At 65.1% G+C, this 14,743-nt stretch carries 16 protein-coding genes; 5 read left to right on the forward strand and 11 right to left on the reverse strand.

What is annotated here, in order from left to right; all coding sequences use genetic code 11:
• Positions 1-179 precede the first annotated feature (179 nt).
• Entirely contained in the window at positions 180-452 is a 273-nt protein-coding gene (locus tag ACQR07_RS01370) for a hypothetical protein (RefSeq protein WP_434866977.1), read from the forward strand.
• Between the two features lie 355 nt (positions 453-807).
• Here ACQR07_RS01370 and ACQR07_RS01375 read toward each other — a convergent pair whose 3' ends face one another.
• The 7 genes from ACQR07_RS01375 to ACQR07_RS01405 form a co-directional block, all read right to left on the reverse strand.
• A complete protein-coding gene (locus ACQR07_RS01375) occupies positions 808-1,275 on the reverse strand; it encodes a hypothetical protein (RefSeq protein WP_434900591.1) in 468 nt (155 codons plus the stop codon).
• Between the two features lie 616 nt (positions 1,276-1,891).
• Entirely contained in the window at positions 1,892-2,335 is a 444-nt protein-coding gene (locus ACQR07_RS01380; RefSeq protein ID WP_434900592.1) for a hypothetical protein, read from the reverse strand.
• 31 nt (positions 2,336-2,366) lie between these two features.
• The gene (locus tag ACQR07_RS01385; RefSeq protein WP_434900593.1) at positions 2,367-2,564 is read right to left on the reverse strand and encodes a hypothetical protein; all 198 of its coding nucleotides are present in this window, start codon (positions 2,562-2,564) and stop codon (positions 2,367-2,369) included.
• 870 nt (positions 2,565-3,434) lie between these two features.
• Positions 3,435-4,634, reverse strand: a complete 1,200-nt coding sequence (alr, locus tag ACQR07_RS01390) for an alanine racemase (RefSeq protein ID WP_434900594.1) — start codon at positions 4,632-4,634, stop codon at positions 3,435-3,437.
• A 45-nt stretch (positions 4,635-4,679) separates the two neighbouring features.
• Positions 4,680-6,188 (reverse strand): replicative DNA helicase, encoded by a 1,509-nt coding sequence (locus ACQR07_RS01395; RefSeq protein WP_434866981.1) that lies wholly within the window; start codon positions 6,186-6,188, stop codon positions 4,680-4,682.
• Positions 6,189-6,463: 275 nt separating this feature from the next.
• A complete protein-coding gene (locus ACQR07_RS01400) occupies positions 6,464-6,586 on the reverse strand; it encodes a hypothetical protein (protein ID WP_434901068.1) in 123 nt (40 codons plus the stop codon).
• A 468-nt stretch (positions 6,587-7,054) separates the two neighbouring features.
• Complete coding sequence (locus tag ACQR07_RS01405; protein WP_434900595.1) at positions 7,055-8,305, reverse strand: class I SAM-dependent methyltransferase; 1,251 nt, start codon at positions 8,303-8,305, stop codon at positions 7,055-7,057.
• Positions 8,306-8,714: 409 nt separating this feature from the next.
• Here ACQR07_RS01405 and ACQR07_RS01410 point away from each other — a divergent pair, with 409 nt between their 5' ends.
• Positions 8,715-9,461, forward strand: coding sequence for a hypothetical protein (locus ACQR07_RS01410; RefSeq protein WP_434900596.1), 747 nt, complete (start codon positions 8,715-8,717; stop codon positions 9,459-9,461).
• A 62-nt stretch (positions 9,462-9,523) separates the two neighbouring features.
• Here ACQR07_RS01410 and rplI read toward each other — a convergent pair whose 3' ends face one another.
• The 4 genes from rplI to rpsF form a co-directional block, all read right to left on the reverse strand.
• Complete coding sequence (rplI, locus tag ACQR07_RS01415) at positions 9,524-10,117, reverse strand: 50S ribosomal protein L9 (protein WP_434900597.1); 594 nt, start codon at positions 10,115-10,117, stop codon at positions 9,524-9,526.
• Positions 10,118-10,167: 50 nt separating this feature from the next.
• The gene (locus tag ACQR07_RS01420; RefSeq protein WP_434900598.1) at positions 10,168-11,115 is read right to left on the reverse strand and encodes a DUF2232 domain-containing protein; all 948 of its coding nucleotides are present in this window, start codon (positions 11,113-11,115) and stop codon (positions 10,168-10,170) included.
• Positions 11,116-11,247: 132 nt separating this feature from the next.
• A complete protein-coding gene (gene rpsR, locus ACQR07_RS01425) occupies positions 11,248-11,487 on the reverse strand; it encodes a 30S ribosomal protein S18 (RefSeq protein ID WP_008963441.1) in 240 nt (79 codons plus the stop codon).
• 5 nt (positions 11,488-11,492) lie between these two features.
• Complete coding sequence (gene rpsF, locus ACQR07_RS01430; RefSeq protein WP_434867424.1) at positions 11,493-11,966, reverse strand: 30S ribosomal protein S6; 474 nt, start codon at positions 11,964-11,966, stop codon at positions 11,493-11,495.
• A 372-nt stretch (positions 11,967-12,338) separates the two neighbouring features.
• On the opposite strand from rpsF, the gene fabD reads away from it, so the two are divergent.
• The 3 genes from fabD (at position 12,339) to ACQR07_RS01445 (ending at position 14,743) form a co-directional block, all read left to right on the forward strand.
• Positions 12,339-13,295, forward strand: coding sequence for an ACP S-malonyltransferase (fabD, locus tag ACQR07_RS01435; RefSeq protein ID WP_434900599.1), 957 nt, complete (start codon positions 12,339-12,341; stop codon positions 13,293-13,295).
• 35 nt (positions 13,296-13,330) lie between these two features.
• Positions 13,331-14,068 carry a 3-oxoacyl-[acyl-carrier-protein] reductase gene (gene fabG / locus ACQR07_RS01440; RefSeq protein WP_434900600.1) on the forward strand — a complete coding sequence of 246 codons (738 nt, stop codon included), beginning with the start codon at positions 13,331-13,333 and terminating at the stop codon, positions 14,066-14,068.
• Between the two features lie 435 nt (positions 14,069-14,503).
• Positions 14,504-14,743 (forward strand): acyl carrier protein, encoded by a 240-nt coding sequence (locus ACQR07_RS01445; protein WP_006610957.1) that lies wholly within the window; start codon positions 14,504-14,506, stop codon positions 14,741-14,743.

Below are 14,743 nucleotides of genomic sequence, written 5' to 3' on the forward strand. Positions count from 1 at the left end.
GGCCAAGCCGCCGATCCCGCATCCGATGCGCTCGCCCCCCGTCGGCGGCTGCGCCAGGATCACGATCGAGACGTCGAGGCGGTGCACCGCGGCTTCAGCGGCCCCGACGCCTGCGGCTCCGGAATGATCGGGTTGGAATCAAACGGATCGCGAGCGAGCGTGCGTGTGGAGAAGCTCCAATGGACCGCGATATCAAGGACGTCATCGGACTGCTGATGCACATCCTGGACGGCGGGGAGACCTCGCAACAGGAGCTGGACGAGCTGGGGTTCGAGGCGGAGGGCGACCTCGAAACGGCACTTAACGAAGCGTATGTGGCGCTGCGCGAGTTCGCGCGAGATCAAGACCTCAGGCGGAACGATGCCGCGGCCGATCGCGCCATGCGCGCGGGCTTGGAGCGGTGCTTGACCAGGATCGTGACCGCATCGGATCCCGCGCCGAAGTTCGCCTGAACGGACTGCTTCGCAGTTCGCCACAGCTTCATCCATCGGCACGACTTCGCCGCAGCGCAAAGAGAAATTTGCAGCTCCGAGGAGATCTTGCCGAGATTTTGGTGACGGTGCACAAAACTCTTGGCGAGTTTTGTGCACCGTCACCGAATTTAAGGAGCTCTCGGTTGCGCGGCTGATCCTCACCCGATCGCTGCGGCTGAAGGGGCCGGTCCGCCTGATGGCGGCGTTCGGGAAATGCTTTCCGTCGTAGCCTCAGCCGAGGCGCTGCCCCTGGGGAGTTCTGTGCCCTAGAGTTGGTGACAGCGCACTTATGCCGATTGTCGCTGCGCTCATCCGGGCCACGCTTGCTGCAATGTCAGGGTAGCTCTGGACAGCCGTCCCGCAGTTGTAGCGGTTGAAACTGCCGCCACACTCCGAGGAGCGTCGAGTCGCGCAGGCTGAACAGGAAGCTGATGCTGATATGATCGGGTGCCTGTTGTGACGACGGTGGATCGCGGAATTCGACGTGAACGTAGTGGGGCACGATCGTCTCCTCATGATACCAGGAGCCCGTCAGAAACAATTCGCGGCGCGAGCCCTTGGAGACCAGCCGCAGCAGACATGGTTTGACGCGGGTTTCTCGGTCAGACGAGAGGAATCTCAATTCCTGCAAGGAGCCCGCGTCGCCCTCCGAGAATTCAAGGTGTAGACGCGTCGCCTGATAGGCAGGCGGCAGCCCCGGGATCGTGCCGTCGGTGCCGAGAGAAAGGATAACGTCTTGATGCGCGATAGCTGCCGTGCTGGCGAGCATGACAGTCGCGAAAAGGGCCATCATACGGTTCATTGGCGAGGTGCTCATCTCAAGGAGGTGGCCGGGGATTTTGGTGACGGGGCATAAAACTCTTGGCGAGTTTTGTGTCACCGAATCCTGATAGTTGGAAGATAGGGGGCATTGCCTCAATATTGTTGATGCAGACATCTCAACACCGACGGTGCAACCTCTCCCCGCTCTTCTGCGGGGAGAGGTCGGATTGCGCAGCAATCCGGGTGAGGGGCATGGCACATACGGGGCCAAATCGCAGGTCTATCGGACTCGCAAAATGGCTCGACGTGGATGTGAACCCGTCGATCAACCGTAGGTTTGAGTACACCAAATTGCCACTTCCCGTGAGGCTGCCCCTCACCCCAACCCTCTCCCCGTGAAGAACGGGGAGAGGGAGCGCACCGTGCTCGCGGATGCTGATAGTTTTGAGAAAAGGCGCTGCCTTGATCATTGCCGGCTCAGTCTGCTCAACGCGGACGGCGCAACCTCTCCCCGGCCTTTGCGGGGAGAGGTCGGATTGCGCAGCAATCCGGGTGAGGGGCATGGCACATAGGAATCCAAGTCACAGGTCCATCGGATTCGCAGATTCGCTCGACGTGCTGACCGTCGCTCCATCGATCGATCCAACTGCCCCAGATCAGCACTTCCCGTGCCGCCGCCCCCCCCAACCCTCTCCCCGTGAAGAACGGGGAGAGGGGGCGCACCGTGCTGGCGGATGCTGATAGCAGACGTTGCGCGCAAGGAGGAGCTTCAGCGGTTCACATGGCGCTGTCGGAGCGGCGGGATGCAGCCGCACCACGCTGGCTTCGGTCTCCTTGCGGTAATGCACGGCAATCGTGAGCTCGCCCATCTGCACCGCGGCCAGCAAGGTTTCGAGAAAATCGGCATTCACGTCGGGTCGGTCGAAGGTGACGCCTGGGACCATTTCGATGATATCGAGAATCCTGCCGAGATCGGCCGCCGCGGCTGCGCGCGTCGCCAGACTGGCAGCGAGATCGGCAATGGCGCTGGACGCTCGCGCAAACTGCCCGCTGACGCTTTTCGCAGCGCCTGTCGCGATGTCTTTGAGTTTGGAGAACACGCCTCATCCCTTCGGTGAACGTCCGGCAGGGCTATTGTAACGATGCTGCCCCGTGGGCCGCCATCAGCATCCGCTCGACAATCGCATCGAACTCTTCCTTTGCAATTGCATCGGTTGCAGCCATTTCGTCGTATGATTTTCGGTAAGGCTCCCACCAGTGGTGGTGAAGTCCCTCGCGGTGCAGAACCCGCGCGGCAGCCTCGACCTGTGCCAGTGAAGGACGCCACATGCGCGATATCTCCTGAGCCGCTGGGTGAAGCTGCCTGGTCTGGCCGATCCGACGGAGTCTTTCGCCGGGCTCGTTTGATTTGGAGGGTAGGCTTGATCGTTGCAAGAGCAAGTCACGGGCGCGGGCAGCTGCACCAAAAGACAGAATTTGCTAGCGATCTCAACGCGACTCACTCTGTCCAGTCCTGCCGCCAAAAATATTCAACTTCCGTTTATCAGAAAATCATGCTTCACTCCCTCCGTCCCGCCTCGGCACGAGGGGCGTATCGCGATCGTCATGACACGCGGGGTGGGATGCGGTGGGCGCTTTGGGTCGCAGCATGGCTTGGCCGTGCGGACGAACGGCTCGGGTGCACGTCGAAAACGTATGGTCCTGGCATCTCGACGCTGATGCTACGCTGGTGGTGATGATGATCCGCCGGTCACGGGGGCAAGACAGCCGATCCCCGGGGAGAGTACGCATAAGGCGTAAGGCCATCGCGCAGGGAATGCCGGTTGACCGGCTGGACCTGTGGTGACTGCCGCCTGCTTTTTTTCTGCAGGCGGGCCATGGGTTGCGGCCAGCACCCGGCATTCCCTGCACCCTCGTTCTGAGAAGAGGGTGAGAACGAGATGCAAGCCTCGGGCGTTTCCTGCCGCGAGAACGATGGTGCGCGTCCGAACACCGCTGGTGCCTCGCCAGCGCTCATCCAGGTGATGGCAGCGGGTGTTGCTGCGCATGTTTGCCGATATCCATCAGCCCGTCATTGCGAGCGAAGCGAAGCAATCCAGAGTCCCGCACACCACCCTGGATTGCTTCGCTTCGCTCGCAATGACGATGCGAAGGCAGCATCCCGTGTCACTGCGTGCGGCGGCTGCCGCCGGCCGACGATCAGCTCTCTGCGGGCGCGGCGCCGCCCTTGTAGATGCGGTGATAGCGCCGTCCCAAATTGGTCAGGACTTCGTAGCCGATGGTGCCGAAATGATGCGCGAGCTCGTCGACGGTGATGCCTTCGCCGAGCAGGGTCGCGAAGTGGCCGCGGCGGGCGGCTTTCGGCGGCAGCTCGGTGACATCGACCGCGATCAGGTCCATCGAGATGCGGCCCGCGACGGGGCAGCGCTGGCCGGCGATGATGACGTCGGCGCCGCGGGTGCCGTCGTTGGACGAGGCGGCGCGGAAATAGCCGTCGGCATAGCCGGCCGAGAGGATCGCGATCTTTGTTGGCCGGCGCGCCGTCCAGGTGCCGCCATAGCCGACGGCATCGCCGCGCGCGACGTCGCGCAGCTGCACGATACGGGCCTTGATCTCGGCGACCGGCTGCATCGGGTTGTCGGCTTCCGGCGTCGGATTGACGCCGTAGAGCGCCGCACCGGGCCGCACCATGTCGAACTGGAAGGAGGCGCCGAGGAAGATGCCGGAGGACGCCGCGAGCGCGGCCGGCACGCCGGTGAAGACGCTGGCGACCTCGCGAAAGGTCGCAAGCTGGCGGGCATTCGACGGGCTGTTGATCTGCTCGGCCGAGGCGAGGTGACTCATCACCAGCGTGATGCCGTGATCACCGCTCTGGATGCGCGGGATCATGCCTTGCGCGTCGATCGGGCTGAGGCCGAGCCGGTTCATGCCGGTGTCGACATGAATGGCGGCGCCGCCCTTCCAGCCGGTGCGGCGGCAGAACATGTCCCATTCGGCGAGCTCGTTGAGATCGCCGATCACGGGGCGGCAGTTGATCGCGGCGTAGTCGTCGCCGGTGTTCTGGAAGAAGCCGTCGAGCACGTACAGCGCGGCGGTGTCGGGCAGGGCGCTGCGGGCGACCTTGGCCTCGGCGAGGGTGGCGACGAAGAAGGTCTTGCAGCCGGCGGCCGCGAGCGTGCGCGCCACCTGCGGGATGCCGCAGCCATAGGCGTCGGCCTTGATCACGCCGGCGCATTCGGCGGGGACTGCGGTCTTTTCCAGCTTGCGCCAATTGGCGGCGAGCGCATCGAGATCGATCGTGAGCACGCCGGTGGCGCTGGCGGGGATCGCATCATCGGCTGCCGAGATGGTCTGCCCTGCGACGGGCGTCTCGGCAGGTTTCTGTTCGGGAACACTCATGTGGCGGTTGTACGCGCCGGAGCGCGCCGGTTCAACCGCACACGGTCAATAGTCGTGATGCTGCGGCGGCAGGCCGTCATGGGCGAGATCGCCGAAGCGCGTCACCGAGGCGTCGAAGTGCAGCTCGACCGTGCCGGTCGGACCGTGACGCTGCTTGCCGATGATCACCTCGGCCTTGCCGAGCGCCAGATCCATTTCCATCTGCCACTTCTGGTGCTCCTCGGTGCCGGGGCGCGGCTCCTTGGCAGCGAGGTAGTATTCGCCGCGGTACACGAACAGCACGACGTCGGCGTCCTGCTCGATCGAGCCGGATTCACGCAGGTCCGACAGCTGCGGCCGCTTGTCCTCGCGGTTTTCGACCTGGCGCGACAGCTGCGACAGCGCGATGATGGGAACACTGAGCTCCTTGGCCAGCGCCTTCAGGCTGGTGGTGATCTCGGTGATTTCCTGCACGCGGTTGTCGTTGCCGCGCTTGCCCGAACCCGACAGCAGCTGGATGTAGTCGATCACCAGCAGGTCGAGGCCCTTCTGGCGCTTCAGGCGGCGGGCGCGCGCCATCACCTGCGAGATCGAGATGCCGCCGGTTTCGTCGACATAGAACGGCAGCGATTGCAGCTCGATCGAGCACTCGCGCAGCTTCTCGAAATCGGCTTCCGTGATGCCGCCGCGGCGGATCATGCTCGACGGAATGCCGCTGCGCTCGGCAACGATACGGGTGGCGAGCTGCTCGCCGCTCATTTCGCACGAGAAGAACCCGACCACGCCGCCCTGCGCGGCCCGATAGGTGCCGTCAGGCTGCAATTCGGGGACATAGGCCTGGGCGACATTGTAGGCGATGTTGGTGGCGAGCGAGGTCTTGCCCATGCCGGGACGGCCGGCGAGGATGATCAAGTCGGAGTGCTGCAGGCCGCCCATCTTGGCGTCGAGGTCGCGCAGGCCGGTCGAGATGCCGGACAGCTTGCCGTCGCGCTGGAACGCCTTGGCGGCCATGTCGAGCGCGACAGTCAGCGCCTGCGAGAATTTCTGGAACCCGCCATCGTAGCGGCCGGACTCGGCGAGCTCGTACAGCCTGCGCTCGGCGTCCTCGATCTGGTTGCGCGGGGCGAAGTCGACCGGCGCGTCATAGGCGACGTTGACCATGTCCTCGCCGATGCCGATCAGGTCGCGGCGCAACGACAGATCGTAGATGGTGCGGCCATAGTCCTGCGCGTTGATGATCGTGGTCGCTTCGGCAGCGAGTCGCGCCAGATACTGGCCGACGGTCATGCCGCCGAGATCGACGTCGGCGGGCAGGAAGGTTTTCAGCGTGACGGGCGTCGCGATCTTGCCCATCCGGATCAGGCTCGAGGCGGTCTCGAAGATGGTCTGGTGCAGCGGCTCGAAGAAATGCTTCGGCTCGAGGAAGTCCGAGACGCGATAGAACGCATCATTGTTGACGAGAATGGCGCCGAGCAGACCCTGCTCCGCCTCGATGTTGTGAGGCGCGCTGCGATAGGCCGGCGCAGCGGCGTCCGTGGGAGCCAGCTTGTGAACGTTCGAATCGGTCAATGCCATGGATGCGTGTTTAGCAGCTTTGAAGGGGAGGGGATAAAGCGCCAGTCGCACGCGAAGCGAAAGCGAAACGTGGCCTCTATTCACCGTCTGCTAAATTTGGTGGATGAATCCGGACTCGCCAGATGCCGTGCTTGACGGGAACAGGCGGACTCGGCGCCGCGGGGGGAGAAGCGGAACTGCGGTGCAATCACGCCGCGAGAGCGGCGTCATGCAAAATCACGCCGCAGCGGTCACGACCGGCGGCGCTGCGGCTTTGGTGTTTTTCACGCGATGCGTCAGACCAGCAGCAGATACAGCAGGGCAATGAGCGAAGCGCCCACACCGGCGGCGATCAGCGCATAATCGGTGCTGAGGTCGGTCTTGGGTTCCAGCATGGCTCGGATGGGGCTCTGGGTCATGCCGGGACACTACGGCCGGAAGACCCCGGGATCTGTGAGCCAGTTCACAGACCGGACGATTTGTTTGGAGATCTGCGAGGGCGGAGCGCGATCTCGTGCTCCAATCGAAACTCGCACCGTGCGCAGCTTCAGATCGACCTCAAATCGGGCGAGAGCGAGCGGCCCATCACTCGAGATCGCCGCACTCGAGATCGCCGCTCCACACTCAGCCGTCGTCCCGGGCAAGCCACGAGGCCGCGCCAGCGGGCTCGTGGCGCCGACCCGGGACCCATAACCACAGGGAGACATGATGGCGCACGATGCCGGCCGAGCTTCGCGCATCAACGCCCCCCTGTGGTTATGGGTCCCTGCGTTCGCAGGGACGACAGCGGAGCGTGTGGATACTGCGCTGGCCCTCAGGGCCAGGCGGCGCCACAAAGCTCCAATCTGCCCGGGTGTCCAGCCACGGCTCTGCGTCTGCAACGCCTTCTATTCCCCCGCCATCCGCAACGTCGGACTGCTTCGGCGTTCGCGCGTTCGCAGCCGGGCTTCCTCGCGATGGATGTAGTCGCGGGTCATCGGCACGACGCCCTGACGCCTGGCGAGCTGGATCTGGACGTTCATCATGTTCTGCTGGCGGAACGCCAGCTCGGACACCGCCAGATAGAACTCCCACATCCGGGCAAACCGCGCGTCGTAGAGCTGCACCGCTTCCTCGCGGCGCGCCATGAAGCGCTCGCGCCAGGCCTTCAGCGTCTCCGCATAATGCAGCCGCAGGATCTCGATGTCGCAGACCAGGAGGCCTGCGCGCTCGATCGCCGGCAGCACCTCCGACAGCGCCGGGATGTAGCCGCCGGGAAAGATGTATTTGGCGATCCACGGATTGGTGGCGTCCGGCCCTTCCGACCGGGCGATCGAATGCAGCACCATGACGCCGTTCTCGTCGAGCAGCTCGGCGCAGCGGCGGAAGAACGTGTCGTAGAAGGCGACGCCGACGTGCTCGAACATGCCGACCGAGACGATGCGGTCGAAGCTGCCGGGCACGTCGCGATAGTCCTGCAGCAGGAAGCGGGCGGAGGCCGACAGGTTTTGTTCGGCTGCGCGCGTATTGGCGACCTGCAGCTGCTCGGCCGACAGCGTCACGCCGGTGATTTCGGCCGCGGTCATTTCAGCAAGATAAAGCCCAAGGCCGCCCCAGCCGCAGCCAATGTCGAGGACGCGATGGTTCGGGGTGATCAGGAGCTTCGCGGCGAGGTGCCGCTTCTTGGCGAGCTGGGCATCGTCCAGCGTGCTGCCTTGTGTCTCGAAATAGGCGCAGGAATATTGCCGGTCGGCGTCGAGGAACAGCGCGTACAGCCGGCCATCGAGATCGTAGTGATGGGCGACGTTGCGGCGCGCGCGGGCGCGGATGTTGAGCTGGCGCAAACGGCGGATCAGGTAGCGCAGACACCATTGCGGCTTGGCCCAGTCGGGAAGGGCCGCCGGCTGGCTCATGATGATGGCCAGAAAGTCGGCGATCGAGCCCTGCTCGACCACGAAGCTGCCGTCCATGTAGATCTCGCCGAGCGCCAGCTCGGGGTTGGTCAGGATGCGGCGCTCGGCCTCGCGGGTCAGGAACCTGACCGCGACCGGAACGCCGGTGCCATCGCCGCAGCGGAAGGTGGCTCCGTCGGCGGTCGTGAAACTGATCGATCCGCGGCAAATGAAGTGATCGAGAAGACGACGCAACAAACGGTCCATCGACACCACCCGACGAGCTATCTCGTGAGATGCTGGTCCCCGCACACGCAATCCGACGCTTGGCGACCCGAATGGTTCCTCTTCAAACCTTACCTATGCTGCTTGACGGGCATAGATGTTGCTCCTCTAGCGAACACGATGCAGTTATTTCGACGTGACATCGAAGGAGTCAGAGCTGTGAGCTGGGGCATCTGTGCGCTTTCTTTCCCCCTCCGATCCGTTAAAAAGGCCGCGGCCGCCGGCTCCCAGCCGGTGTTCGGCGCTTTTGTCGGACGAGGCCGCGAGACATCGCAATCGCGGAGGGGCCGCGGCCTGGATCGGGTCACGTCTCGCCGGATGGCGAGCGGGAGCACGGCAGCTCGTGTCGCGGGCCGAGCCGTGCGGGCAAAACCATAGGCGGAGAATGACGATGGTGGGCCGAGCGCTCAATTTGGCGGCGGTGGTGGCGGTGGTCTGCATGGGCCTGGCGGGCGCCGCCATGGCGCAGGAGAACCTCGATGCGGGCAAGAGCCCGGCGCAGATCTACAACGGCACCTGCGTGGCCTGCCACAAGTCGCCGCGGGGTCTCGTCAAGAATACGTCGCCGGGATCGCTGCCCGGCTTCCTGCGGCAGCATTATACGACCAGCCCCGAAATGGCCGGCGTGCTCGCCAATTACGTGCTTGCCAACGGCGGCACCGATGTCCGCGCCTCGGGCCACCGGGACGGCAAGGAGACGCGGTCCGAGCGCCGGTCGCGCGCAGCCACCGAGCCGGCCGAGGCGAAGCCGGCGGCGGCTGATAATGCTGCTGCAGGCGCGGCCGAGCCGCGCCGCCGCTCGGGACACCACTCCCGGCGGTCCGAGCCGAAGCCGGATGCGGCGTCTGACAACAAGGATCAGGTCGTTGCGCCCGCCGACGGCGAGGGCAGCGGGTCCGGCGCGAAGAGCAAGCGCGGCAAGCGCAAGAAGCCGGCCCAGGAGGGCGCCGCATCGGACGACACGCGCAGCGAGTCGACCGGAGCGACCCGGCCGGCGGTGGCTCGCGACGACAATGCCGTCCGTGCCGAGCCGCCGCGGGTCGAGACGCCCAAATCGAGCGATGCCGCCCCGGCGCTGCGCGCCGACCCGGTGCCGCCGGTGACGCCCGCGCCGGATCCGTCGGCGCCTGCGCGATGAGAGATGAAAAAAGCCCGGCTCGCTGAGCCGGGCTTTTCTACAGATGTCGCTGACTTGGGTTCTTACTGCTGCGCCGGCGCTTCGGCAGCACCCTCGTCCTGGGCCTCCGGATCGAAGAACTCGCCGGCGGCGGCGATGGCTTCGGCGGCGGCGTCGCGGTCCTCCTGGCGGGTCGAGATGTCCTCGCCGCGCTTGATGCGCTCGGCCTCGTCGGCGCTGCGGGCCACCGTCACGGTCACCGAGGTCTCGACCTCCGGGTGGATCGCGATGGTGATCGTCTGCTTGCCGATCGCCTTGATCGGCGCATCGAGCCAGACCTGCGGACGGCTGACGGTGATGCCGTCGGCGGCGAGCGCGATGACGATGTCACGGACCGAGACCGAGCCGAACAGCTGGCCGGATTCGGAGGCCTGGCGGATGATGATGATGTCGCGGCCGTCGATCTTCTCGGCGACCTTGGACGCCTCGCCCTTGGCCTTGATGTTGTTGGCCTCGAGCTCGGCCTTCATGCCCTCGTACTTGGCCTTGTTCTCGGCGGTCGCCCGCAGCGCCTTCTTGCGCTTGAGCAGGAAATTGCGGGCGAACCCGTCCTTGACCTTCACGATCTCGCCCATCTGGCCGAGCTTGGCGACACGTTCCAGCAGAATGACTTCCATCGATGTTCTCCTTCAAGATGTTCGGAAGCGGTTGGTGTGTGGTTGAACTTTTATGGCACCGGCAACGGCGGCGGCCGCCTGGGGCCGAAGCGGTGACGGAGGTCGAAGGCGGCGTCGGCGAGGCCGAGGGCGGTCATCGCCAGCATGGGTATCGGCCAGATGAAGGTGACCAGCATCGCGTAGGCGAGGCCAAGCCACAGCGGTCGCGTCCGCATCGGCAAAGTAAGCGTATGCAGGACCGCCAGGCCGGTGAGCGCATAGGCGGTCAGCAGCGCCGCAGCGGCGATTCGCGCGAGCATGCCGACCAAGCCGTCGGGGAAGCAGAAGGCGATGATCGCGAACAGCGCCGGCAGGGTCATCAGCGGCAGCTTGGTGTCGCGCAGGCGCGGCCAGGGACGCATCAGCCGGCCGGAGATCGCCGTGATCTTCGCGGCGATCACGACGTTCAGGGCCAGCACCGTGGTCGTCATCATCGCGGCCAGCAGCGGCGCCATGAAGATCAGGAATTCGACCAGCCGCGGAATGTCGACGACATCGGGGGTCACGGTGTTGGCGAGGACGCGCCCCAGCAGCCGCCGAAGTTCCTGGTTCGTGGCCGACATATCCGTGCCGAAGGCAAACGCGACGATCAGCGCCGTGATGACAGCAATCCAGAGCAGGATGTTGCCGGCAGGATACCATTCGACCGTGTCCTGGCCGGAGGGGGCGGTCGTCGTCCGGCCGAGCAGGACCAGATGGCCGAGCCACCAGGCGGGCAGCGTCGCCGACAAGGCAAAGGCCAGACCGCGCTCGAAACCGAAGATGGCGAGCACGCCAAGCGTTGCCACCAAGCCGGCAATCGCCGCACAAAGGCGGCCCCAGGCGATGCCGGCGACCATCAGCGGAACGGGAGCGCACAGGGCGAGGACGAGCGACATCATCACGCCCGACTTGGTCGAGGCAAACATGACGGCGGAGGCGGCGCCTGCCGCGAGCGCGATGAGTATCTGTCCGATCATCAGCTGTCCCGCTCCCTTCGAGCGGTTAGAGGCCTCTTGGCCCCAACTATCGGCGACCGGACGACCCGGAAGCCTTATGAGAATTCAACGAAAGGAGCCGGCGGCGCGAGGCCGCCGGTCCGAGGTCCGCGCTTAGCGGATGACGTAGGGCAGCAGGCCGAGGAAGCGGGCGCGCTTGATGGCGCGGGCCAGCTCGCGCTGCTTCTTGGCGGACACCGCCGTGATGCGGCTCGGCACGATCTTGCCGCGCTCGGAGACGTAGCGCATCAAGAGCTTGGAATCCTTGTAGTCGATCTTCGGCGCATTCGGGCCGGAGAACGGGCAGGTCTTGCGGCGGCGGAAGAACGGGCGGCGTGCAGGGGCTTCAGCCATTGATCTCACTCCTCTTCCGTCGTTTCTTCTTCGCGCGGCCGGCGCGGGCCGCGATCACCGCGGAATCCGCCGCCGCCTTCGCGATCACCACGGAAACCACCGCCTTCGCGTTCACCACGGAAGCCGCCGCCGCGGTCGTCGCGCTCACGGTCGCGATCGGCCTTGCGCATCATCGCAGACGGGCCTTCCTCGAGCTCCTCGACGCGGACGCTGAGGTAACGGATGACGTCCTCGCTGATCCGCTCCTGGCGCTCGATCTCGGCGATCGCCGCGGACGGCGCGTCGATGTTGAGCAGCACGAAGTGCGCCTTGCGGTTCTTGTTCATGCGGTAGGTGAGGGAGCGAACGCCCCAATTCTCGGTCTTAGTGACCTTACCGCCGAGACCTTCGACGATACCGGTCATCTGAGTCGTCAGTTCTTCCACCTGCTGGGTGCTCGCGTCCTGACGCGCGAGGAAAACATGCTCGTAAAGCGGCATGGCTGTCCTTTCCAAGTTGGCGTAAATCCCGGCGTCAAGCCCTTCGAGACCTTTTTGGAAAGGACTCGCAGACGTCAGCTCAGAAGGCGGGAACACGGGACGACGGGCCGACTGGCCCTGCCACATCAAAGCCGCCTGGACCGCTTGGAGAGGTAAATCCCCAAGAATGAGCAAGGCGAATTTGCTGGGACCGTCCGTTCAGCTCCCGGCTCGGGATCCACGGATGGCGGGCCTTATACCGATTTTCGCAGCCGAGGCAAGGGAAAGTGGTCGAATTGCGCCTGTCCCGCGCTTGACATCCCGGCCTTGGCCAGTGTCTTTCCGGCCAAAGTTACTCAATTCCAGGGATTTTGGAACGTTCAGGGAGCGGCCATGACGGCAGCATTCACTTTTCCGGGGCAGGGGTCCCAGGCCGTCGGCATGGGCAAGGCGCTCGCCGACGCGTTTCCGGCGGCGCGCGCCGTGTTCGAGGAGGTCGATGCGGCCCTCGGCGAGAAGCTCACCGCCATCATCTGGGAAGGTCCGGCCGAAACCCTCCAGCTGACGGAGAACGCGCAGCCGGCCCTGATGGCCGTCTCGATGGCCACCTTGCGGGTGCTCGAGGCCGAAGCGGGGTTCGCGGTCGGGCGGGACGCAGCGTTCGTCGCCGGGCACTCGCTCGGCGAATATTCCGCGCTGGCTGCCGCCGGCAGCCTGACGATTGCTGATACCGCCCGCCTGCTGAGGACCCGCGGCCTTGCCATGCAGAAGGCCGTCCCCGTGGGCGTCGGTGCGATGGCCGCGCTGCTGGGGCTCGACTACGAGACGGCGGTCGCCGTGGCCGAAGAAGCCGCCCAGGGCGAGGTCTGTCAGGCCGCCAACGACAATGGCGGTGGCCAGGTCGTGGTGTCCGGCAACAAGGCCGCCGTGGATCGCGCCGTCGAGATCGCGCGCGGCAAGGGCGCCAAGCGCGCGATGCTGCTGCCGGTCTCCGCGCCGTTTCACTGCCAGCTGATGCAGCCGGCCGCCGACGTGATGGCCGAGGCCCTGTCCAAGGTCACGATCAAGGCGCCGGCCGCGCCGCTGGTGTCGAACGTGCTCGCCGCGCCGATCAGCGATCCCGACGAGATTCGTCGCCGCCTTGTCGAGCAGGTCACGGGTACCGTGCGCTGGCGCGAATCGATCGCCTATATGGCAGGCCAGGGCGTGACCCGGTTCTTCGAGATCGGCGCGGGCAAGGTGCTGAGCGGTCTCGTCAAGCGGATCGCGGATGGCGCGGTCGGCGTAGCGGTCGGCGGGCCGGCGGATATTGCGGCTGCGAAGGATGCGCTCGCTGCGGCGAAGGCGTAATGCGCCGCGCACAGCGGCATTGAGGAGAGTTGAAGATGTTCGATCTGACTGGCAGGACCGCGCTGGTGACCGGCGCGACCGGCGGTATCGGTAATGCGATCGCCAAGGCCTTGCATGCCCAGGGCGCGACCGTTGCCGTGTCCGGCACGCGGCGCGAGGTGCTGGAGACGCTGGCCGGCGAGCTGGGCAGCCGCGTGCACGTGCTGCCCTGCAACCTGTCGGATGCGGCCGAGGTCGAGGCACTCGTGCCGGCTGCGGAGCAGGCGATGGGGCAGGTCGACATTCTCGTCGCCAACGCCGGTATCACCCGTGACAACCTGTTCGTGCAGTTGCGCGACGAGGACTGGGACGAAGTCATCAGGGTCAACCTGACGGCGACCTTCCGCCTCTCGCGCGCCGCCACCAAGCTGATGATGCGCAAGCGCTTCGGTCGCATCATCGCGATCACCTCGATCGTCGGCGTCACCGGCAATCCGGGGCAGGGCAATTACACGGCCTCCAAGGCTGGCATCATCGGCATGATCAAGACGCTCGGCGCCGAATATGCCAAGCGCGGTGTGACCGCCAATTGCATCGCACCCGGCTTCATCAAGACACCGATGACCGACGCGCTGAACGACAAGCAGCGCGAGAGCATCCTGGCCAAGGTGCCCGCGGCGCGGTTGGGCACGCCCGAGGATATTGCTGCAGCTGCGGTGTACCTCGCCTCCAACGAGGCGGGCTACGTCACCGGACAGACCATTCACGTCAACGGCGGCATGGCCATGATCTAGGCAGCCGCGGCGGTTGGGAATGCGGCGAAAAGACGTCGTGCCGAGCTGCCGGGGCCGTGTGGGCAATGATTTGCGTGTATGGTAACCGGGCCGCTCATGGGGGCACGAAGAACGCCATTGCAGGATGTCCAAACCCTGTATATTGGCGGGGCGAGCTACCATCGTTCGCCGGGCCTCCGTCGGCTGGTGCTGCTGGTCCGGGTTCCTTTTAGAACCCCCTGGATCGGAGGCGTACCGGCCTCAGGGAGTGTGGATTGGAGTTTGTGAGTGGCCCCGTTTCCGAAGTTTTCGGACCGCACGTGTGTCCGTCAATTTCGGTAAAGGGGCGCTGCGGGGCAAATCTGGTTTTGCGCGATCGCGAAGGAAGTTTCACGGCCGGGGTGACGCGGATCATCCGGGGGTCTGGTCTTAAAGGAACAAGCACGAGGTTGAACGATGAGTGAGATTGGCGAGCGGGTTAAGAAGATCGTGGTCGAACACCTTGGTGTCGAGCCCGAGAAAGTGGTCGACAACGCGAGCTTCATTGACGACCTCGGTGCCGACAGCCTCGACACGGTCGAGCTCGTCATGGCCTTCGAGGAAGAGTTCGGTTGCGAGATTCCGGACGATGCCGCGGAGACGATCCTGACCGTCGGCGACGCCACCAAGTTCCTCGAGAAGAACGCCAAGAGCTGA

This window comes from Bradyrhizobium sp. HKCCYLS20291, from assembly GCF_051167715.1.
Lineage (GTDB): Bacteria > Pseudomonadota > Alphaproteobacteria > Rhizobiales > Xanthobacteraceae > Bradyrhizobium.